This is a genomic window from Methylobacterium durans (assembly GCF_003173715.1).
GTDB lineage: Bacteria > Pseudomonadota > Alphaproteobacteria > Rhizobiales > Beijerinckiaceae > Methylobacterium > Methylobacterium durans.
This window is the reverse complement of sequence record NZ_CP029550.1, coordinates 5,209,936-5,232,330: the sequence shown is the minus strand read 5'-3', so window position 1 is coordinate 5,232,330 and position 22,395 is coordinate 5,209,936. Positions and strand designations below refer to the sequence as shown.

At 71.9% G+C, this 22,395-nt stretch carries 13 protein-coding genes and 2 pseudogenes; 5 read left to right on the top strand and 10 right to left on the bottom strand.

The features are described from left to right. Positions 1-35: 35 nt before the first annotated feature. Positions 36-3,280, top strand: a pseudogene (fdh, locus tag DK389_RS24115) (formate dehydrogenase). Then, entirely contained in the window at positions 3,270-3,611 is a 342-nt protein-coding gene (locus DK389_RS24110) for a hypothetical protein (protein WP_236960321.1), read from the top strand. The pseudogene fdh and the gene DK389_RS24110 overlap by 11 nt, the downstream one beginning before the upstream one ends. Before the next feature lie 3 nt (positions 3,612-3,614). Here the strand turns inward: DK389_RS24110 and DK389_RS24105 are convergent, their stop codons facing one another. Next, positions 3,615-3,848, bottom strand: a complete 234-nt coding sequence (locus DK389_RS24105; RefSeq protein ID WP_109893400.1) for a hypothetical protein — start codon at positions 3,846-3,848, stop codon at positions 3,615-3,617. A 528-nt stretch (positions 3,849-4,376) separates the two neighbouring features. Between DK389_RS24105 and DK389_RS24100 the strand changes: the two genes are divergently transcribed. From DK389_RS24100 to DK389_RS24090, 3 genes and pseudogenes are all read left to right on the top strand, one after another. Beyond that, positions 4,377-5,387, top strand: coding sequence for an NAD-dependent epimerase/dehydratase family protein (locus tag DK389_RS24100; RefSeq protein ID WP_109893398.1), 1,011 nt, complete (start codon positions 4,377-4,379; stop codon positions 5,385-5,387). Positions 5,388-5,457: 70 nt separating this feature from the next. Next, complete coding sequence (gene sseA / locus DK389_RS24095) at positions 5,458-6,318, top strand: 3-mercaptopyruvate sulfurtransferase (protein WP_109893396.1); 861 nt, start codon at positions 5,458-5,460, stop codon at positions 6,316-6,318. A gap of 248 nt (positions 6,319-6,566) precedes the next feature. Then, positions 6,567-8,614, top strand: a pseudogene (locus DK389_RS24090) (carbohydrate porin). Between the two features lie 6 nt (positions 8,615-8,620). Here the strand turns inward: DK389_RS24090 and DK389_RS24085 are convergent. The 9 genes from DK389_RS24085 to DK389_RS24040 all read right to left on the bottom strand — a co-directional run bounded on the left by DK389_RS24085 (position 8,621) and on the right by DK389_RS24040 (position 21,963). Next, entirely contained in the window at positions 8,621-9,070 is a 450-nt protein-coding gene (locus tag DK389_RS24085) for a cupin domain-containing protein (protein ID WP_109893394.1), read from the bottom strand. Between the two features lie 410 nt (positions 9,071-9,480). Then, positions 9,481-10,059, bottom strand: a complete 579-nt coding sequence (locus DK389_RS24080) for a hypothetical protein (protein ID WP_236960320.1) — start codon at positions 10,057-10,059, stop codon at positions 9,481-9,483. A 427-nt stretch (positions 10,060-10,486) separates the two neighbouring features. Continuing rightward, positions 10,487-11,251, bottom strand: a complete 765-nt coding sequence (locus DK389_RS24075) for a Crp/Fnr family transcriptional regulator (RefSeq protein ID WP_236960319.1) — start codon at positions 11,249-11,251, stop codon at positions 10,487-10,489. A gap of 34 nt (positions 11,252-11,285) precedes the next feature. Then, positions 11,286-11,531, bottom strand: a complete 246-nt coding sequence (locus tag DK389_RS24070) for a hypothetical protein (protein ID WP_109893392.1) — start codon at positions 11,529-11,531, stop codon at positions 11,286-11,288. Between the two features lie 112 nt (positions 11,532-11,643). Beyond that, positions 11,644-12,000: a hypothetical protein gene (locus tag DK389_RS24065; protein WP_109893390.1), complete on the bottom strand. Its 357-nt coding sequence runs from the start codon at positions 11,998-12,000 to the stop codon at positions 11,644-11,646. A gap of 183 nt (positions 12,001-12,183) precedes the next feature. Then, positions 12,184-12,555: a hypothetical protein gene (locus DK389_RS24060; protein WP_109893388.1), complete on the bottom strand. Its 372-nt coding sequence runs from the start codon at positions 12,553-12,555 to the stop codon at positions 12,184-12,186. Continuing rightward, entirely contained in the window at positions 12,552-17,939 is a 5,388-nt protein-coding gene (locus tag DK389_RS24055) for an Ig-like domain-containing protein (RefSeq protein ID WP_109893386.1), read from the bottom strand. The genes DK389_RS24060 and DK389_RS24055 overlap by 4 nt, the downstream gene beginning before the upstream one ends. After that, positions 17,936-18,472 (bottom strand): Ig-like domain-containing protein, encoded by a 537-nt coding sequence (locus DK389_RS34530; protein ID WP_236961037.1) that lies wholly within the window; start codon positions 18,470-18,472, stop codon positions 17,936-17,938. Before DK389_RS34530 ends, DK389_RS24055 begins: the two co-directional genes overlap by 4 nt. Beyond that, positions 18,433-21,963 (bottom strand): Ig-like domain-containing protein, encoded by a 3,531-nt coding sequence (locus tag DK389_RS24040; protein WP_162560815.1) that lies wholly within the window; start codon positions 21,961-21,963, stop codon positions 18,433-18,435. Before DK389_RS24040 ends, DK389_RS34530 begins: the two co-directional genes overlap by 40 nt. Between the last annotated feature and the right edge of the window lie 432 nt (positions 21,964-22,395).

Sequence of the window (22,395 nt, the reverse complement as noted above, 5' to 3'; positions counted from 1 at the left end):
GAGCACGGTTTTTCTCGCCTGAGGGATCGGGGATCATGGCGCGGGACGGACGGAACGGACGGGGCCATCCCTGGAGCGGGCGCTCCCGCACGGTCGGCAAGGGGCTCGGTGCGCGGGTCGCCGGCTTCCTGCAGGATTGGTCGCTGCCCCGCCAATTCGCGGGGCAGGACGTGCAGTCGACGGCCGCCCGCTCCTCGGCCTCGGAGCGGCTGCGCCCCCGCCTCGAACAGGCGGACCGGGTCGGCACCAGCATCTGCCCCTTCTGCGCGGTCGGCTGCGGCCAGCTCATCTACGCCAAGAACGGGCGCCCGATCCACGTCGAGGGCGATCCGCACTCGCCGGTCAACGCCGGCACCCTCTGCCCCAAGGGCGCCGGCACGCTCGGCATGCTGCTCTCGCCGGAGCGGATCACGCAGGTGCTCTACCGCGCGCCCCGCTCCCGGCAATGGGAGGTGCGCCCCCTCGACTGGGCGATGGAGCGGATCGCCAAGCTCACCAAACAGGCCCGCGACGAGACCTTCGCCGAGACCCTGCCGGACGGGCGCATCGTCAACCACACCTTCGGGGTCGGGTCGCTCGGGGGGCGACCATGGACAACGAGGAGAACTACCTCATCAAGAAGCTGTTCGGCGGCGGTCTCGGCATGCTGAACATCGAGAATCAGGCCAGGATCTGACACTCCTCCTCGGTGCCCAGTCTGGGTACCTCCTTCGGACGCGGCGCCGCCACCATGGCGCTGTGGGACCTCGCCAATTCGGATTGCATCATCGCGATGGGCTCCAACATCGCGGAGAACCATCCGATCGCCTTCCGCTTCGTCACGGAGGCGCAGCGCCGCGGCGCGACCGTCATCCACGTCGATCCGCGCTTCACGCGCACCAGCGCGCTCGCCGACATCTACGCGCCGATCCGCTCCGGCACGGACATCGCCTTCCTCGGCGGCATGATCCGCCACATCCTGGAGCACGACCTCTGGTTCCGGGACTTCGCGCTCGAATACACGAACCTCGCCCACATCATCGAGGACGGCTACGAGGACCCGGAGAGCCGTGACGGGCTGTTCTCGGGCTTCGATCCGGACACGGGCGCCTACAGCCAGGACACCTGGCAGTACAAGGGCAAGACGGTGCCCTCCGCCATCGCCGAGCACCGGGAGCAGACAAAGGAGCAGGACGGCGGCGATTACGAGAGCATGACGGAGAGCCCGCCCCAACAGGACCGCACGCTCCAGCACCCGAACTGCGTCTACCAGATCCTGCGCCGCCACTACGCGCGCTACACGCCCGAGATGGTCGAGCGGGTGACTGGCTGCCCGCGGGCGACCTTCCTCAAGGTGGTGGAGGCGCTGGCGAAGAATTCCGGCCGCGCGCGCACCGGCGCCTTCACCTACGCGGTCGGCTGGACGCACCACTCGACGGGCGTGCAGATCATCCGCGCCTGCACCATCGTCCAGGCGCTCCTCGGCAACGTGGGCCGCCCGGGCGGGGGCATCATGGCTTTGCGCGGCCATGTCAGCATCCAGGGCTCGACCGACATCCCGACGCTCTACAACATGCTGCCGACCTACCTGCCGCAGCCGAACGCCTTCCACGACCACGCGACGCTCGGCGCCTACCTAAAATCCGAGACGCCGACGACGGGCTGGTGGGCGAACATGCCGAAATACGTCGTGAGCCTGCTCAAGGCCTGGTACGGCGAGGCGGCGACGAAGGCGAACGATTGGGGCTACCCGTTCCTGCCGAAGCTCACCGGCGACTGCTCGCAGGAGCCGATGACGATGGCGATGGTCGACGGGGTGATGCGCGGCCAGTTCCTGCTCGGCCAGAACCCCCTCGTCGGCGCCGTCAATGCCGATTTCGTGGAGCGCGGCCTCGGCCGCCTCGAATGGCTCGTGGTGCGCGATTTCGCCATGACCGAGACGGCGAATTTCTGGAGCAAGGGCCGGCTCATCGAGCGCGGCGAGACGAGCCCCGAGGCCATCGAGACCGAGGTGTTCTTCCTGCCCGCCGCCATGCCGGGGGAGAAGGAGGGCACGGTCACCAACACGAGCCGCCTCGTCCAATGGCACGACAAGGTCTGCGAGGCGCCGGGCGACAGCCGCTCCGACCTCTGGTTCATCTACCATCTCGGGCGGCGCCTGAAGGAACTCTACGCCGACAGCCGGGAGCTGCGCGACGGTGCGATCCAGGCGCTGACCTGGGATTACCCGACGAAGGGCGCGCAGGCCGAGCCCGACGCCGAGGCGGTGCTCGCCGAGATCAACGGCTTCACCGTCTCCGACGGCGAGCCGGTCGCCACCTACAAGGACCTGAAGGACGACGGCTCCACCGCCTGCGGCGGCTGGATGTATTGCGGCATCATGCCGAAGAAGGGCCACAACGTCGCCCGCTCGCGAAAGCCCGACGGGCCGGACGGGCCGGGCTCGCATCTCGGCTGGGCCTTCTCCTGGCCCTCGAACCGGCGCACCCTCTACAACCGCGCCTCCGCCGATCCGGAGGGCAGGCCGTGGTCGGAGGCCAAGAAGCTCGTCTGGTGGGACGAGGCGAAGGAGACTTGGACCGGCCTCGACGTGCCGGATTTCGTGGAGACCAAGCGCCCCGATTACAGGCCGGACTGGTCGAAGCGCCCGCACGGCATGGATGCGCTCGGCGGCGATGCCCCGTTCATCATGGAGGCGGACGGCAAGAGCCAGATCTTCGTGCCCACGGGCCTGCGCGACGGGCCCCTGCCGACGCATTACGAGCCGATCGAGAGCCCGGTGCGGAACCCGCTCTACGGGCAGCAGATCAACCCGGCGGCGAAGCTCTGGAACCGACCGGGCAACGAGCTGCACGCGCCGGAGGACCCGCGCTTCCCCTTCGCCTTCACCACCTTCCGGCTCACCGAGATCCATTGCGGCGGCGTGCCGACCCGGGTGATGCCGCACACGGCCGAGCTTCAGCCGGAGGCGTTCGTGGAGATCTCGCCGGAGCTTGCCGGGGAGCTCGGCATCCGGCATCTCGACTGGACGGTGCTGTCCTCGTTGCGCGGAGAGATCGAGGTGCGCGCCATGGTGACGGAGCGGGTGCGGCCCTTCACGATCGACGGGCGCACCGTGCACCAGGTCGGCATGCCGTGGGTCTACGGGCGCGAGGGCTACGCGCGGGGCGCCATCGCCAACGTCCTGCTGGCGATCACCGGCGACGCCAACAGCAGCATCCACACGACGAAGGCGCTCACCGTGAATCTGCGGCCGGGACGGCTGACGCAACTCAAGCGGGAGGCGCGCCGTGGCCGGTGACGCGACGGCCGACCGCGCCGCCGAGGCGGGCCGCCCGGTCGACCGGCCCGGCCGCAAGGCGCTGGCCGCGCTCGACCGGGTCCTGGCGCATCGACCGAAGAAGGACGATCACGCCTTCAGCCAAGCCACGCACTGCCTCACGGCCTTCCGCGACGAACTGATCGAGGGGCATCGGCGGCAGGCCTGCACGCGCGAGCGCCTGACCCATCTCAACGGGGTGCTCAGCGTGGTCCTGGCCGGCCACTTCCCCCTCGGGGACGTGCCCTGGAGCGAACTCGACAAGGCGCGCGGCTGGCTCAGCGACCTCCTGGACGCGGTCGAGCCGGATTGATCCTCAGCGGATGCGGCCGGGGCGGGTCGGCTCGAAGACGATGCGGCGGTGGAATGCGCACCAGCTCTTGCCGTCGGCGACGGGCGCGCCGCAACAGATCGCGGCGTCGTTCGGCTCCCCGATGATGAACTTGCAGACGAACGCCCCCGACTTCGCGAAGGGCACCCGCAGCTCGGCGGAGGGCTCTGCGATCTGCTCGGCGTCGCCGATCTGGGACATGCGGACGAGTTGATTCATGAAACGGCGACTCGTGGAACGTGGCTGCGCGGGTTCGAAGCCCGGCGGATTGGTCTTGCGCGCGATGCACCCGGCAAACCGCCTTCCACCCGCACGCGACCCTGTGCCTGCCGAGGAATGCGACCCGCGCAGCCCCGTGAGGCGAGGCGCAACAACGTCATCGTCCTGTTGTAACTGGGGTTCTGGCCGCGAGAAACAAGTCCCGCATGCGCGCGGCGCAACCGCGCACAGACATTTCGCGGGGGCAAACCGGTGCCGAATCGAGCTTCGCCGCGACATTCCGAGTCGAGCGGCGGCCGCCGACAGACGATCCGACCGGCGGCGACAGTCGATATGCCTGCCGACATCCCCGAAAGGCAAGCGCGACGGTGCAGGGATCCGCGCCACGTCTCGCCCGTGCTGTCGTCCATCCGGGCATGGACGCGCCGCGCGAGGCGGGGCATGACGGTGCGGCGGCCCCGCGCCGCCCACGCCTCCCGGACGGGAGAGGGGCGCGTCGCGGGCCATCCTGATGTTGGGCGAGGGACGATGCGCGTTCTCGTGACCGGCTCGGCCGGGTTCATCGGCTTCCATCTCAGCCGCTCGCTCCTCGCGGAGGGCCACGCCGTCACCGGACTCGACGGCTTCTCCGACTATTACGACGTCGCCCTCAAGCGCGCCCGCCACGCGGAACTCGCCCGCCACGCCGCCTTCGCGCCGGTGGAGGGCCGGCTCGAGACGCCCGGCCTCCTGCGCGAGCTGATGGAGCGCGTCGCGCCCGACATCGTCGTTCATCTCGCCGCCCAGGCCGGCGTCCGCTACAGCCTGGAGAACCCGCGGGCCTACGCCGATGCCAACCTGATGGGCAGCTTCGAGCTGTTCGAGGCCGTGCGGGCGAACCCGGTGCGCCACCTGCTGCTCGCCTCGACGAGCTCTGCCTACGGCGGCAACACCGCGCTGCCCTTCCGCGAGGCCGACCGGGCGGTGAGCCCGCTCACCCTCTACGCGGCCTCGAAAATCGCCATGGAGGCGATGGCGCATTCCTACAGCCACCTCTTCGCGATCCCGACGACCGCCTTCCGCTTCTTCACCGTCTACGGGCCCTGGGGCCGGCCGGACATGGCGCTGTTCCTGTTCACGCGTAAGATCCTGGCCGGTGAGCCGATCGAGGTCTTCTCCGGCGGCTCGGCCGAGCGCGACTTCACCTACGTGAGCGACCTCGTCGACGCGATCCGCCGCCTTGCCGAGGTGCCGCCGCCGCTCCCCGGCACGGCCGCCCCGGTCGGGCCCTTCGACACGCTGAGCGCCAGCGCGCCCTACCGCCTCGTCAATATCGGCGGCGGCCGGCCCGTGCGGCTCGACGCGATGATCGACGCGCTGGAGGCCGCCCTCGGGCGGCGGGCCGAGCGGATCCCGAAGCCCCTGCCCCCCGGTGACGTCGCCCGGACCCATGCGAGCACCGAGCTCCTGCAGGCGCTGATCGGCCGCGTGCCCGAGACCCCGATCGAGACCGGCATCCCGGCTTTCGTCGCGTGGTACCGCGCCTATTACGGGGCGTGAGGAAGCGAAGGTGCAACCCCGCACCGGATGTGGTTGAGTGCGCGCCCGACGCCCGCAGGATATCGAGTACATGGCGACTACGTCCCTCGTCAGCCCGGAATGGCTCCATGAGCGCCTCGCCGCGCCGGACATCGTCGTCCTCGACGGCTCCTGGTACCTGCCGGCGGCGGGCCGCGACCCGGAGGCGGAGTTCCGCGCCGCCCACATCCCGGGCGCGATCCGCTTCGACATCGACGCGATGAGCGACGAGGGATCGGGCCTGCCGCACATGCTGCCGCGGCCCGAGGTCTTCGCCTCCCGGATGCGGGCGCTCGGCATCGGCGACGGCGCGCAGATCGTCGTCTACGACGGGATGGGCCTGTTCTCGGCCCCGCGGGTCTGGTGGATGCTGCGGACCTTCGGGGTGCGCGACGTCGCGGTGCTCGACGGCGGCCTCCCGGCCTGGGTCGCGGCCGGCTTCCCGACCGAGGAGGGCGAGGCGCGCCCGCGCGACCGGCGCCATTTCACGGCCCGCCTCGACAACGGCGCCGTGGCCGATGCGGGCGACATCGCCCGCGCCCTCGACACGGGCGGCGCTCAGGTGGTCGACGCCCGCTCCGGCACGCGCTTTCGCGGCGAGGAGGCCGAGCCCCGCCCCGGCGTCCGCCCCGGCCACATGCCGGGCGCGCTCAACGTCCATTACGCCGCGCTGCAGACGGACGGCCGCATGAAGGACCCGGACGCCCTGCGCGCGGTCTTCGCCGAGAACGGCGTCGATCCCGACCGCCCGGTCGTCACCACCTGCGGCTCGGGCGTGACGGCCGCGATCGTCTCCCTCGCCCTCGACACGATCGGTCGCCCGGCCCGCGCCCTCTACGACGGCTCCTGGTCCGAGTGGGGGGCGGATACGAGCCGCCCGGTCGAGACGGGGCCCGCGAAGGGACGATCCTGAGAGGGGCGTGAAAACACCCTCGTTCCCCCTTCATCCGACCCCCCTGTCATCTGCCCGTCATCGACGGCGGGCTGGCTCATTTTTGCAACGCGGCCCGTGCGGCGGCGGGGCGGCCGCTCCGCGCGATTGCCGGCCCGGCCGCTTTTGCTATGCGTCGGATCGGGGCGGAGGGGTTCGGATTGCTGCGGGACCGGGCGAGGACGGGTGATCGGCGGCGATGGCTCGCTCCGGCCGTCGCGGCCTGCTGCCTGCCGGGCATCGCCGCGGCGGCCGACTTGGCGACGCGGCCCGCGGCGCCCGCCTACATCGACTGGTCGGGTCCCTATCTCGGCCTCGAGGGCAGCGCCGGCGCCTCCTTCGGCGCGCTGAACTTCGACGCGACGACGGTCGGCGGACGGCCCATTCCGCCCTTCAAGTCGGGCGACGCCACCGGCGGCACCGATATCGGCCGCGACGCGACCACGGCGATCGGGGGCGCCTTCGCCGGCTACAACTGGCAATCCGGGCCCTGGCTCGCGGGACTCGAGGCCGACCTCGTGGGCGCGAACCTGAAGCGGCCCGTCGCCTCGACGGTGCCGGGCTTCGGCTACGAGGCGGTCGCCCCTGCCTTCGGCCTGATCCGCGGCAAGACCGACCTCTACGGAACGCTGCGCGCCCGCCTCGGCCTCAGCTTCGAGCGCGCCCTCGTCTACGCGACGTTCGGGCTCGCCGGCGCCGAGACGCGCATCCTCGCGGAGTACCCCGACCTCGCGGGCGGCGCCGGCGAGCGGGCCCGGCACGACCTGACGCGGCTCGGCTTCACCCTCGGCGCGGGCGTGCAGGTCGCCGTCACCGATCAGCTCGCCCTCGGGCTCGATTACCGCTACCTCGATCTCGGCCGCAGCGGCCGGTTCGATCTCGGCACGGTGCCGGGCCCGAACGGCGGACCGGTCTCGACGCGGGTCGCGGCGGTCTCGAACCAGATGCTGGCGCGCCTGTCCTGGCATCCGCAAGGGCTCGCCCTCCCCCCGGACGCCGACGAGGCCGGGCCCGACGCGGCGGCCCTCGCCGAACGGTTCTCGCTCCACGGCCAGACCACCTTCTTCAACCAGGCGGTGCCGGGCTTCCGCTCGCCCTATCGCGGCCCGAACAGCCTCGTGCCCCATCAGGCGCAGGCGACCACGACGGCGACCGCCTTCCTCGGCCTCAAGCTCTGGGAGGGGACCGAGCTCTACTACAACCCCGAATTCAGCCAGGGTTTCGGCCTCTCGCGCACGCTCGGGGTCGCCGGCTTCGTCAACGGCGAGGCCCAGAAGGCGGGCGCGCCCTTCCCGAAGCTGCGCTCAAACCGCTATTTCCTGCGCCAGACCTTCGGCCTCGGCGGCGAGACCGAGGACGTGCCGGACGGGCCGAACCAAGTCGCCACCCGCCGGGACGTCGAGCGCGTCACGGTGGTGGCCGGCAAGTTCGCGCTGGGCGACTTCTTCGACGGCAACGTCTACGCCCACGACCCGCGGGTCGACTTCATGAACTGGTCGCTCTGGGCCGCGACCGCCTGGGACTTTCCCGCCAACCTGCCCGGATTCACCCAAGGCTTGATGGTCGAGTACAACCGGAGGGAGTTTGCGATCCGGGCCGCCTACACGCAGGTGCCGAAGGAACCCTCCAGCGACGTGCTAGACCCCCGAATCCTCCGCCGCGGCGGCGCAACGATCGAGTTCGAGGAGCGCCACGTCCTGCCCGGCCTCGACCAGCCGGGCAAACTGCGGATCGGCCTGTTCTCGAATGTCGGCAATTCGGCGAATTACCGCGAGACCGTGGCCCTGACCCAGTCGGGCCTGTTCGCCGACGCCACCGAGGCCGCCGACGCCACGCGCCGTCCGCGCCGCAAGAGCGGGGTCTACCTCAACCTCGAACAGGCGGTGACCGCCGATCTCGGCGTGTTCGCCCGGGCGAGCGCCGCTGACGGGCGCAACGAGAACCTCTCATTCACGGATGTCGACCGCTCGCTCTCGGGGGGATCTCGCTGAAAGGCGCGGCCTGGGACCGGCCCGCCGACACGGTCGGGCTCGGCGCGACGGTGAACGGCCTCTCGCCCGCGCACCGGGCCTTCTTCGCCAATGGCGGCCTCGGCCTGCTGATCGGCGACGGGCGGCTCACTTACGGGCCCGAGCGCGCCTTCGAGGCGTTCTACGCCCTGAGCCTGACGAAGTCCGTGACGCTCACCTTCGACTACCAGTTCGTGATCAACCCCGCCTACAACCGGGATCGCGGCCCCGCGAACTTTTTCGGGACCCGCATCCACGCGGATTTCTGATCCGGCCTATCCGGCCTTCCGCTCGGCGGCGTGGAGCGCGTCGAGGTCCGGCAGCACCACCACGCTCTCCTGCTCGTTCGGGTCCGTTCGGGCGATCACCGCGATGCAGGCTTCCGTCGCGCTCAGGTTGTAGGGCTGGTGGGGCATGTTCGCCGGGATGTAGACGAAGTCGCCCGGGCCCGCGGCGAGATGGTGCTCCAGGTTCTCGCCGTACCACGTGCCGGAGCGCCCGCTCAGGACGTGGATCGCGGTCTCGTGGTTCTCGTGCTTGTGCGGCTTCGCCCAGGCGCCGGGCGGGATCGTGACGATCTGCATGTGGAGCCCGCGCGCGCCGACCGTCTCGGCCGAGATCGCGGGCGCGTAGGTGAGCCCCTGCTTGCCGGTGAAGGCGGCGCCGGCCTCGACGACGCGGCAGGTGGGCTCGGGGGTGGTGGTGGGCTTGGGATCGGTCGGCATGGCGTGGCCTCCGGCGCCGGCGGGACTTCGGGAGCCCCGGGCGTGAAGCCTCATCCTACGCCCGGGCCGTGCCGCGTCGAGGGCATCGCGCGTGCCGCATTCGGAGGCTCCGGCCGGCTCGCTCTCCCGTGTCGGGAGCGCAGGCCCGTACTCCTCGGGCCGACGTCCAGGCAGGCCCGAATCGGCCGACACGCAACCTCTCGGCGTCCCGCGAGTTCAAATCGGATCGCGGTCCGGCATTGCCGGATCGTCCCGGGCCGGACGGATCGTCCCGATCCGCCGCGGCGGCACCCGAACCCGAGATCCCGCGCGCTTTCGTCCGTGCAAGCCGACCTCGGGCAGGCTCATCCGGGCGGGCCGGAGGGAAGAGGCGATGACGCGGTCTCAGAAGATCCGATTGAAGCGCTGGATCATGCGTGAGATCGATCGCAGCCTGTCGCGAGGGCCACTCGACCGCGCGTGCGATCGAGGGATGCCGGAGACGGGCGATTCATGCGGGCACGGGCTCGCGCGATGATGCGCTCCCGCTCGCGGGCCGCGCCCTCGTCCCGGGCCAGCGGCACCCGCGCCGGCCGGCGCACCTCGAGGAGGATGTTGGCGCCCCCGACCACCGTGCCGTTCCGGTCCCGCAGGAGCGTCGGATAGGGCATGAAGGCGATTCGCGTCCCGTCCGGCCGCTCCAGGATGGCCTGCGCGCCGCGCACCTCCTGCCCCTCCTTCAGGGTGATCGCCATCGGGCAGCGCTCGTGCGGGAGCGGCGTCCCGTCGGTGTCGTAGATGCGCCAGGAGCCGCACCAGCGGTCGAGCCCGAGCACGGGCCGGCGGCCCCACAGGGCAACGGCGGCCTCGTTGTAATAGGTCAGGCGGCCGTCCAGATCCGTCGTGTAGACGGCGGCATCGACCTGCCGGAACAATTCGGCCCGCGAAGGCTCGTAGTTCCAGTCGGAATCCGGCGCGTCGAAATCGTATTCGAAACCGTCTGCGTACACGATGCTCTCCCACGACAGGCGGGCTTCGAAATGCCCGCTCTAGCATTCCGTCTGCCCCCATCTGTCGCGGGTCCCTGGGAGCCGCCCGAACCTGCCTCCGCAGGAAGAGCCGCCCTTCGGTGGACGCCGAACGGCGCCTCACTCCAGATCGTCCAGCGATACGAGATTGTGCCTCGAAGCTTCCGGGGGCGGTCGCTCACGAGACGCCATAACCGACTCACGCCGGTCTGGGCTCTCCCGTATTGCCATGTACGGACGGGTGATCAGTGTCACGGCAGGGCGCGTGATGCAAGTGCTTTATGACACAAAAGTCGCCACCGGCAGGTGCCGCGCGCAGTGCAACGTGCCTTGTGCGTTGCAATAGCCTAAGAGGAATTCAAAATACTAACATTTGACGGTCATAGTCGGCTTCCCTTCTGGCCTCTTTCTATTGTGCCAGGTGCAGGTATCCGGAATCGAATTCAGCGAAAGCCTGCAGGCGCGCGACGTCCGGGATGGTGAGCATGTGCTTGCCGGAGACGATGAGACCGCTGGCGCGCAGGGATTGCAGCACCCGGTTGACGTGGACGAACGAGATGCCGGCCGTGTCGGCGAGGTCGACCTGGGAGAGGCGCAGGTCGACGCTGCTGGCGCCGGCGAGGTCGACCGCCTGCAGGCGGACGAGAAGCTCGCAGAACAGGTGCGCGATGCGGCGGTCGGCCGGCCGGCTGTCGTTGGCGAGCCATTCCCGCGCGGCGCTGAGCTCGGTGAGCGTGATCCAGCGCAGGGCCCTGTCGATGCCTGGATGCGTCCGCGCGAGGTCCGCGAGGCGTTCCCGCGGGATGTCGGCGACCGAGCAGGGCGTCAGCGTGCCGACGCTCCAATCCGCCGCGCCCGAGGCACCCGCATGGACGTCGCAGAGGTCCCCGGGCAGCAGGTAGGAGACGATGCGCCGCGTCCCGTCGAGCAGGATCTTGTAGCGGCAGGCGATGCCGCTGAGGACGAGGTGGACGGTCTCCGTGGAGAGGGGTGCGGCGATGTCCCGCCGGGCCGCCACCGAGCGCGCGTTCAGCGTCAGCTCCCGCAAAGCCTCCTGCTCGGTCTCCGAGAGGTGCCCGGCGTGAGCGAGCCTTCGGGTCAGCGGATCAGGCACGTGCCCCCCGATGCGGCCCGCGGCAGCCCGTGCCGGCGAGCCCGCGCGATTCTCTGTCACACGGAATGCCGCCGCTCCATCGCTCGCCCGGTCGTCAGGGTCCGTAATGGTGCCCGGTCTCCGCGTAGACGTGGCGCTCGGCCTTGCCCACGATCGTCGCCGGGTCGTGACCGCGCAGGCGCGCGAGCAGCAGGAGGTCGGTGATGAGATCCACGATCTCGCATTCCGAGACGTCGTGCAGGCGCCGCGCCGTGCGCCAGCGAGGCTGGGTCACGATCTGTCGGGCGTAGGTGTCGAGGGCCTTCTGGGCGAGCTCGGCGCGTCGGTCTTCCGTCGGCATGAGCCATCTCCGCGATCGGCCGGCACCGTCCTCCGCACGGCGGGCTTCGCCACAGAGTACCAGCCTTCGGGCCGTCCGCGCGCTCGGTACGGTGGCGGACCGGGAGGCGGCCTCAGATCACCTCGTAGGCGAAGGCGATCGAGAGGGCGGAGAGGGCGATCAGGCCGAGCAGGAACAGCAGGTCCGCCGCCCGCTCCAGCCGCTGGCCCACGGGGCGCCGCAGCGGCATCCTCAAGGAGAGGTAGGAGGTGAGCGCGCTCACCAGGAACAGGAGCGCCGAGAGTCCCACGAACTCGTCGACCCGGGTCATGCCGACCTGACCCTCGGCGATCTTCACGAGCCCGATCAGGGTCGTGCAGATCCCGATCATCGTCGCCGCGCTCGGCAGGATGTGATGGGACAGGGCGCGGTCCGGCCCCTTCCGCGCGTCGGCCCGCTCGGGCTCGGATGGCGGCTCGCCCGACGACATGAATCCCTCCCGGCAATCGTTCCGGCCGGAATGGTAGCATCCGCGCGGGACCTCCCGAACCGGAGAGGCGCAGCGCGCCCGCTGCGCGGACGCGGGGAAACGGGCGCATCCCCCCGCCCGGTCGGGGCGGGGGGATGCGCGGCGCCTTCCGCACACCCTCGGGTCCTCGCGGAAGGCCTTCCGTCAGGTCAGGATGCGGCCCTCCTGGGCCCCGAACTGGAGGTAGTGCTCGAGCGGGTCGATATGGGCCTGCGCCACGTCCGGGTACTTCTCCAGATAGGCGTTGGTGTCGAACGCCGCGCTCGGGTTGCGGCCCTCGCGCCATCCGAACTCCTGGTAATGGAGCATCGGGTTGAGCCCCGAGGCCGCCACGTCCGGGTTCTGGGCGAGGTAGTAGGAGGTGTCGAAGTAGGGGTTCGGGTCGCGCCCCTCGCCGGCGCCGTGGTTCAGGTAGTGCTGCAGCGCCCAGCTGCTGGCGTCCCGGCCGGCGGGCGTCGCCGCGGCGACGTCCGGGTTCTGAGCGAGGTAGTAGCCGGCGTCGAAATCGCCGGTCACGGCCCGGCCCCCTCCCCGGCGAACACGCTGCGCCCCTCGTCCTGGCCGAAGGTGAGGTAGTGGGCGAGGGCGTTCACACCCGCCCTCTGCACGTCCGGGTTGATGAAGAAGTAGGATTCCGCGCTGAAATCCTCGCTCGGGCTGCGGCCCTCGCGCTCGCCGTAGCTGAGATAGTGCTGGAGCGGGTTGACGCCCGCCGACGCCACGTCGGGATTCTCGGCGAGGTACTCCGCGGTGTGGAAGTAGGCGTTCGGGTCGCGGCCCTCCTTCCATCCGAAGGTCGCGAAGTGGTCGTCCGCGTCCATTCCGGCCCGCCAGACGTCGAGGTACTTCGCGTAGTAGAAGATGTCGTCCACCGCGCGGTTGCCGTCGTTGTTCTGGATCGTGCCGTCCGTGAAGCGCAGCGTGTCGATGCCGCTGACATCGTGCACCACGCCGTCCGGCCCGACGAGGACGAGGCTCTCCCCGTCGAGGGCGACCTTCGCGGCCGTGAAGGCGAAGCCGAAGCTCTGCTCGGCCCTGGGCGCCTCCCCGACGACCCGGATCTCGAGCTGTGCCTCCGCGAACCCGCCGCGCCCGTCGCTCACCGTGTAGGTGAACTGCTCGATGGGGGAGGCGCCGACCGTGAGGTTGTTCGCGCCGATCGCTTGGTAGCTGTAGCTGCCATCCGCCGCGAGGGTGAGGGTGCCGTAGCTCCCCACCAGCTCGACGCTGCCGCCCGCCGCCACGGCCGCGGCGACGCCGCCCGAGAAATGCGCGGCGGTGACCCGCAGGCTGTCGCCCGCATCGGCGTCGCGGTCGTTGGCGAGCACGTTGCCGGTGATTGCCAGGGCGTGCGTCGCGGTCCGCGCGCTGTCGAGCACGGCGACCGGCGGCGTGTTGGCGGGGTCCGGCACCGCGTCGATCGTGAGCACGACCGGCGTCCCGCTGCCGCCGCGGTTGCCCGCGGCATCCGTGGCGTCGACCGTGAAGGTGTAGGTGCCGTCCGGCAGCGGCGGCACCTCGACGCTCCAGCGGCCGTCCGCGCCCGTCGTTCCCGTCACCGAGCCCGGACCCTGCGGCGTGTCGTAGCCGACCGTGACCGTGCTGCCTAGCTCGGCCGAGCCGGAGAGGACGGGCGAGGCGTCGGTCGTGGTCCCTCCGCCCGTGCCGTCCACCACGGGGGCGGCCGGCGCGACGCTGTCGATCAGGATCGACGGGCCGCCCGTATTCGCCGTGTTGCCGGCCGCGTCGGTCGAGACGAGGCTCGACGTGACGGTGCCGTTGAGGCCCGACAGGTCCGCATTGTAGCGGCCGTCGGCGCCCGCCTGCACGGTGACGCTGTTGGTGCCGTCCGTGAAGGTCACCGACGCGGTGGCATCGGGGTCGAGGCCGCTCACGGTGAAGGCGGTGTTGGCGGCCTCCGCGGCGCTCGCCGTGCCGCCCGGGGGCGGCTCGACCGAGAGGGCGACCGGCGCGCCGGCATCCGCCACGGTGTCCACCACGACCCGCAGGGGCTGCGAGGGCGCCGAGACGTTGCCCGAGGCGTCGCGGCCCGTGGCGACGACGTCGTAGCTGCCGTCGGCGAGCGTCGGCAGGTCGATGCGCCAGCTTCCGTCCGAGGCGACCGCGCCGGTCAGGTCGTGCGGGCCGGTGGCGTCCGTGTAGCGGATCACCACCGTGGTGCCCGGCGTGCCGAGACCGGTGACGCTCGGGCTCGCGTCGCTGGTGATGCCGTCACCCGGCGTGCCGGTATCGGCGTCGATGCCGCTGATCAGCGGGGTCACGAGGTCGGAGGGCTGCGCCCCGCCCTGATCGACGTCGACGGCGTTGCCGGTGCCGGTCGCCCGGTTGCCGGCCACGTCCGTGATGACGATCGAGGAGGTCACCGTGCCGCTGAAGCTCGACAGGTCCACGATGTAGGTGCCGTTGGCCTGCGCCGCGGCGTCGACGCTCCGGATGCCGTCCGTGAAGGTGACCGTCGCTGTCGAGCCCGCGTCGAGCCCGCTCACCGTGAAGGCGGTTGCGGCCGCCTCCGCCGGGGTGAGCACGCCGCTCTCCGGCTCGGCCACGACGAGGCCGACCGTCGGTGCGGCGTCGGCCGTGGTGTCGATGGTGAGGGCGAGCGGCGCCGAGGCGCGGCCCGCCTCCCCGTCGGGCCCCGTCGCGCTGGCGGTGAAGCTGTAGCTGCCGTCCGCGAGGCTCGGCAGGGCGAGGCTCCAGTTGCCCTGCGGGTCGATGGCCGCCGTCAGCGTGCGGGGGGTGCCGGCCTCGGTGAAGCTCACCGTGACGGTGCCGTCCGGGATGCCGGTGCCGGTGAGGATCGGGGTGGCGTCGTTCGTCACCCCATCGCCGATCAGGCCGGAATCCTGGCTGAAGCCGGTGATGACAGTCGCCGGCGGCGCGCCGGGCACCGGGATGTCGACGGCCCGCGAGGCCGGCGCGAGGCTCGCGAGGTTGCCCGCCGCATCCGCGACGTCGGAACCCGGCGCGAGGCCGAGGGTCAGCGTGCCGCTGCCCGTCACGTTCGAGACCGTGACGACGTAGCTTCCCCCCGATCCCGCCACGCCGCTGATCGTGCCCGCGGAATCGCCCGTGCCGGAGAGCACGAAATCCTCCGCGCCGAGGCCGGTGACCGATTCGGGGAACGTCACCGTGACGGTGAAGCTCGTGGCGGCCGGCCCGCCGGAGGCATCCGCGGCGGCGCTGCCGGCCGGCGCCAGGGTGTCGAGGGTCAGGGTGGGGCCGGCGATCGTGGCGCCGTTGCCGGCCGTGTCCGCGAGGACGAGGCTCGACGTGACGGTTCCGCCGAGGCCCGACAGGTCGGCGCTGAAGGTGCCGTCCCCGGCGACCGCGACGCTGACCGTGCGGGTGCCGTCCGTGAAGATCGCGGTGCCGCTCGTGCCCGCGTCGAGCCCGGTCACGGTGAAGCCGGTAGCCGCGGCCTCGGCGGCGTTCAGGATGCCGTCGGCGGTCGCGTCCACCGCGAGGGCGACGGGCGTCCCCGCGTCGACGGTGGTGTCGACGACGACGTTGAGCGGGCTCGAGGGTGCGCCGACATTGCCGGCGGCGTCGGTGAGCTGGACCGTCAGGGTATGCGCGCCCTCAGCCAGCGGATTGGTTGGGCTCACCGTGAAGGTGCCGCCCGGGCCGACCGTGCCGGTGCCGACGATGGTGGTGCCGTCGAACAGCGTCACGGTGGCGCCGGCCTCGCCGGTGCCGGTGACGGCGGGCGTGGTGTCCGCAATCGGTCCGCCGGGGCTCGTCAGCGTCGGCGCCAGGGGTGCCGCTGTGTCGATGACGAGGGTGACGGGCGCCGAGGGCGCGCCGGCATTACCGGCGGCGTCGGTGGCGGTGGCGGTGAGGTTGTAGCTGCCGTCCCCGAGGGCGGTCCCAGGCGTGAAGCTGAAGTTGCCGGCGCCGTCCGCATTCGCCGTCCCGATCACGACGTTGCCGTTGCTGATCGTGACGAGGGTGCCGGGCTCGGCGGTGCCGGTGATGGTGGGCGTGCTGTCGTTCGTCGGGCCGGTCGCCGCGAGGGTGGGCGTGCCCGGCGCGACGGTGTCGACCGTGAGGGTGACGGCAGCGGAGGCCGGCCCGCTGTTGCCGGCGGCGTCCGTGGCGGTCGCGGTGATCGCGGCCGGCCCGTCCGCGAGCGCGCTGCCGGGCGTGAAGGACCAGCGCCCCGACCCGTCGGTCATGGTGGTCCCGAGGATGGCGCCACCGTTCGAGACGGTGATCATGGAGCCGGGTTCGGCGGTGCCGGCGATGGTGGGCGTGCTGTCGCCGGTGGTGCCCGGCGCCGTGGTGATCACGGGTACGCCCGGCGCCAGCGTGTCGACGACGAGGCTGAGGGGGGCGGAGACCGCGCCGGCATTGCCGGCGGCGTCGGTGAGCTGGACCGTCAGGGTATGCGCGCCCTCAGCCAGCGGCGCGGCTGGGCTCACCGTGAAGGTGCCGCCCGGACCGACCGTGCCGGTGCCGACGATCGTGGTTCCGTCGAACAGCGTCACGGTGGCGCCGGCCTCGCCGGTGCCGGTGACGGCGGGCGTGGTGTCCGCAATCGGTCCGCCGGGGCTCGTCAGCGTCGGCGCCAGGGGTGCCGCTGTGTCGATGACGAGGGTGACGGGCGCGGAATCCGGGCTCGTCTGCCCCGCCGCGTCGGTGGCGGCGGCGGTGAGGCTGTAGCTGCCATCGCCGAGGGCGGTCCCGGGCGTGAAGCTGAAGTTGCCGCCCGCATCGGCGGTGGCGGTGCCGATCACGACGCCGCCGTTGCTGATCGTGACGAGGGTGCCGGGCTCGGCGGTGCCGGTGATGGTGGGCGTGCTGTCGCTCGTCGGGCCCGTCGCCGCGAGGCTCGGTGCGAGCGGAGCGCCGGTGTCGATCACCAGGGTGACGGCGGCGGAGGCCGGCCCGGTGTTGCCGACCGCGTCCCGTGCCGTGGCGGTGAAGCTGTAGCTGCCGTCCCCGAGTGCGGCGCCGGGGATGAAGCTGAAATTGCCCGTGCCGTCGGCGGTGGTGGTGCCCAGCACCGTGCCGTTGTTGCTGATCGTGACGAGGGCGCCGGCTTCCGCCGTGCCGCTGATGGTCGGCGTGCTGTCGGTCGTCGGACCGGCCGCCGTGGTGATGACGGGCGCTCCCGGCGCCGTCGTGTCGATGGAGAGGGTGACCGTGGCGGAGGGGAGCGAGACGTTGCCGGCCGCGTCCCAGGCCGTGGCGATGAGCTCGGCCGGCCCTTCCGGCAGCGGTTGCGTCGGCGTGAAGGTGAAGGTCCCGTCATTCGCGGCCGTGACGGTGCCGAGGACGGTGTCGCCGTCGCTGATGGTGACGATCGCGCCCGCCTCCGCCGTGCCGGTGATAGTCGGCGTGCTGTCCGCGACCGCGCCGGGCGCGGTGGTGATGATGGGACTCGTCGGCGCGACGGTGTCGACGGTGACCGTCACCGGCCCGGAGGCGAGCGAGACGTTGCCGGCCGCGTCCCGCGCGGTCGCGGTGATTGCGGTGTCGCCGTTCGGAAGCGGCGTGCTCGGCGTGACCGTGTAGGTGCCGTCCGCATTCGCCACCGCGGTCCCGAGCACGGTGGTGCCGGCCGAGACCGTGACGGTCGTGCCCGGATCCGCCGTGCCGCTGATGGTCGGCGTGGTGTCGTTCGTCGGCGCGAGCGGGGCGATCGACGGCGCGGCGGGCGCCAGGGTGTCGACCTCCACGGTGATCGCGTCCGAGACGAGGGAGACGTTGCCCGCGACGTCGCGGGCGGTCGCCGTCAGGCTGGTCGCCCCGTCGGGCAGGGGCGTGCCCGCCGTGAGGGTGAAGGTCCCGCTCGCGTCGGCGACGGCGGTGCCGAGGACGAGCGTCCCGGCGCTGACCGTGACCGTGGCGCCGGCCTCGGCCGTGCCGCGGATCACGGGCGTGGCGTCGTTCGTCGGTCCGGCGAAGGCGGCGAGATCCGGAGCGGCCGGGGGGTGAGGTCGACGAGCACGGCGAGCGTCGCCGCCGGCGAGGGCGTCCCGGTCGGGCTCGTCGCGACGATGCTGAGGGTGCGCGAACCCTCCGGGATCGGCGTCACCTCGATGGCGAAGGCGCCGCCCGCCCCGGCCACGGTGCGGCCGATCTCCACGCCGTCGAGGCTGATCACGACCGTGTCGCCCGCCGCGGCATTGCCGCTGATGATCGGCGTCGGGTCGTTCGTCGGCGGCAGGTAATTGACGGTCGGTGCACCAGGGACGCGGGTGTCGATGGCCACGCTGACGGGATCGGAGGCCGGCGAGAGGTTGCCGGCCGCGTCCCGCGCCGTCGCCACGAGGTTGGAAGTGCCGTTCGGCAGCGGCACGCTCGGCGTGAACGTGAAGGTGCCGGTGGCGTCGGCCGTGACGGTGCCGAGCACGAGGGCGCCGCTCGTCACGGTGACGGAGGCGCCGGCCTCCGCCGTGCCGGTGATGGTCGGCGTGGCGTCGTTGCCCGGGGGATCGCGGCGATGGTCGGCGCGGTCGGCGCGGTGGTGTCGATGGTCAGCGGCACCGGGGCGGAGGTCCCCGAGAGGTTGCCGGCGGCATCCCGCGCGGTCGCAGTGAGTTGGGTCGTCGCCTCCGGCAGCGGCACGCTCGGGGTGAACGTGAAGGTGCCGGTCCCGTCGGCGATGACGGTGCCGAGGATCGTGCCGTCGCTGCTGATCGTGATGGCGGCTCCGGCCTCGGCCGTGCCGGTGATGGTGGGCGTGGTGTCGTTCGTGGGTGCGAGCGGGACGATCACCGGCGCGTTGGGGGCGCCCGTATCGATCGTGAGCGTCACGGCCGGCGAGGTGGCCGAGAGATTCCCGGCCGCGTCCGTGGCGGTCGCGGTGAGGCTCGTCGTGCCGCTGGCGAGCGGCGTCGCCGGCGTGAAGGAGAAGGTGCCGTCCGGCGCGGCGGTCACGGTTCCGAGCACCGTCGTGCCGCTCAGGATGGCGATCGTGGCGCCGGCTTCCGCCGTTCCGGTGATGGTGGGCGTGGTGTCGTTCGTCGGCCCGAGCGCGTCGATCGCCGGCGCGGTCGGCGCGATCGTGTCGATCGTTACGCTCACCGCGGCGGAGGCCGGCGAGAGGTTGCCGGCGGGGTCGCGCGCCGTCGCCGTGAGGCTCGCCGTGCCGGCGGCGAGCGGCGTCGCCGGCGTGAAGGAGAAGGCTCCGGTGGCGTCCGCCACGGCGGTGCCGAGGACAGCGGTGCCGTTGAGGAGGGTCACCGTGGCGCCGGCCTCGGCCGTTCCGGTGATGGTGGGCGTCGTGTCGTTCGTCGGCCCGAGCGCGTCGATCACCGGCGCGGTCGGCGCGCCCGTGTCGACCGTGACGGTCGCGGCGATCGAGGCGCCCGAGAGGTTGCCGGCGGCATCCCGTGCGGTGGCGGTGAGGCTCGTCGTGCCGTCCGGCAGCGGCGTCGTCGGGGTGAAGGAGAAGGCGCCGGTGCCGTCCGCCACGGCGGTGCCGAGGACAAGGGTGCCGTTGAGAATGGTCACCGTCGCGCCGGGCTCGGCGGTTCCGGTCAGAGTCGGCGTGTTGTCGTTGGTGAGCGGGATCGAGGCGAGGGCCGGCGCGGCCGGCGCGGCGGTGTCGATCGTCAGCGTCACCGCCGGCGAGGTGCCCGAGAGGTTTCCGGCGGCATCCCGCGCCGTGGCGGTGAGGGGCCGGGCGCCGTCGGTGAGCGGCGTCGTCGGCGTGAACGAGAAGGTCCCGCCGGCATCGGCGGTCACGGTTCCGAGCACGGTCGTGCCGCTCAGGATGGTGACGGTGGCGTTGGCCTCGGCCGTGCCGGTGATGGTGGGTGTCGTGTCGTTCGTCGGCGCGATCGGATCGATCGCCGGCGTGGTCGGCGCGATCGTGTCGATCGTGACGCTCACCGCGGCGGAGGGGCCGGACAGGTTGCCGGCCGCGTCGCGCGCCGTCGCGGTGAGGCTCGCCGTGCCGTCCGGCAGCGCGGTGGCGGGCGTGAACGAGAAGGCGCCGTTCAGGCCGGCCGTCGTCGAGCCGAGGATCGTGCCGCCGCTCGAGATCGTGACCACGGCGCCGGCATCCGCCGTTCCGGTGATGGTGGGCGTGCTGTCGTTCGTCGGCGGCAGGGGCGTGATCACCGGCGCGCCGGGCGCCGTGAGGTCGAGCTGCAGGGGCAGCGGCGCCGAGGCCGGCGAGGCGTTGCCGAGGGCGTCGCGGGCCACCGCCGTGAGGCTGTAGGCGCCCTCGGGCAGGGGTGTTGCGGGGGTGAAGGTGAAGACGCCGTTCGTGCCGGCGACCGCGGTTCCGAGCACGGTGGCGCCCCTCAGGATGGTGACGGTGGCGCCGGCTTCCGCCGTGCCGGTCAGCGTCGGGGTCGAATCGTTGGTCAGGCCGCCGCCGGAGAGGAAGGCCGGCGCGCCGGGGGCGGTGGCGTCGATCTGCAGGGTGATTGCCGCGGAGGCCGGGCCGAGATTGCCGGCCGCATCCCGCGCTGTCGCCGTGAGGTCGTAGCTGCCATCCGCGAGCGGATTCGTCGGCGTGAACGAGAAGGCGCCGTTGGCGCCCGCGACCGCGGTGCCGAGCACCGCGCCGTTGCTGAGGATGGTGACGGTGGCGCCGGCCTCGGCGGTGCCGGTCAGCGTCGGGGTGTTGTCGGCGGTGGCGGCGGTGCCGGCGCTCAGCGTCGGGGCGGTGGGAGCCGTGAGGTCGACGGTCACGGTAGCCGCCGTCGAGCGGCCGCTCACGTTGCCCGCCGGGTCGGTCGCGGTCGCCGTCAGGCTGACGTTGCCGGCCGGCAACGCCGTCGTCGGCGTGATCGCGTAGGTGCCGTTCGCCCCCGCCACCCCGGAGCCGATCGCCGTGACGCCGTTGTAGAGGGTGACGGTGGCGCCGGCCTCGGCCGTGCCGGTCACGACCGGCGTCGCGCTGTTGGTCAGGGCCGGCGCGGTGACGGTCGGGGCGCCGGGGGCGGCCGTGTCGATGGTGATCGGCAGCGGGTTCGAGGCGGCGCTGGTGTTGCCGAGGCTGTCGCGGGCCGTCGCCCGGAGGCTGTAGCTCCCGTCGCCGAGGGTGCCGCTCGTCAGGCTCCAGATGCCCGAGGCGTTGGCGACGGTGGTGCCGACCACGGCGGTGCCGTTGAGTACGGTGACGGTGGCGCCGGCCTCGGCCGTGCCCGTGACGGTCGGCGTGTTGTCGTTCGTCAGCCCGCCGCCGGCGGTGAAGACGGGCGCCGCCGGTGCGGTCGCGTCGATCCGCAGGCTGATCGCGGCCGAGGCCGCGCTGGGATTGCCGCTCGCGTCCGTCGCCGTCGCGGTCAGGCTGTAGGTGCCGTCGGGCAGCGCGGTCGTGGGCGTGAAGGAGAAGGTGCCGTTCGCCCCCGCCGTCGCCGTGCCGAGCACGGTGGTGCCGCTGCGGATCGTCACCGTCGAGCCGATCTCGGCCGTTCCGGTCAGCGTCGGGGTGTTGTCGGCCGTCGCCGCGAGGCCCGCGCTCAGGGTCGGGGCCGCCGGCGGCGTCGTGTCCGTCGTCAACACGTCGTCGATCCCGAAGCCGACGCCGATGTTCACGTTGGCGAGGTTGCGGGAATACACGCGCACCTCGGTGACGTTGGCGAAGTCGGAACCGAGGATGATGCGCTGGTCGCCGATGCCGACGATGTTGATGAAGCTCGCCGAGGCGACCTCGACGCCGTTGCGGTAGCCCACGAACACGGTCGTGCCGAGGAGGGAGATGTCCCGGTCCAGCGTCAGGGCGTTCAGCGCGAAGGCTGTTCCGGAAGCCTGCGAGATCGAGAGGTAGCCGGTCGACTGGGTGGAGAGGTCCAGGATCGCGTCGCCGGCCTCGCTCTCGACCGCGAGCGTCCCCACGGTGGCGCCGCCATTCGTCCTCAGGGCGTAGATGTAGCCGCCGATCGTGACCGGGTTGCCCGTGGTGCCGACGAACCCGTCGAAGGTCTGATTGGTAGCCATGAGTGGACCGACGCTCCGTACCGACGCTGATGACTGAGGCGGGAGCTCGGGTGAACTCGCGCTGCGGGCGCATCTGCGGGCGGGCCGGCATCTCGGTGCGGCATCCATGTCAGGCAGAACAAGCCGCCCGCGTGCTGACCGAAATCTGGCTCACAATGAAATGATGGAAAGGAATGATTGCGAAAAGCAGTTTTCCACGACAGCAAAATTCCGATTTGACTCAGTCTTAGTATTTCGTATTTTCTTGATGATGCGGCAGACGGCCCTGGGTTGCGACAAATTGACTGTCCTGACACTCGTCTGTGCGGCGATTAATCCGGTTCAGCCCTGGAAAAATCTATCTGCGGCCCGTGCGCGTCCGACCGGCGCCGAGGGCTGCGGGCGCAGATGGGTGCCTGGGCGCGCCGGTTCGTCCCGGCCATGCCGCGAGAC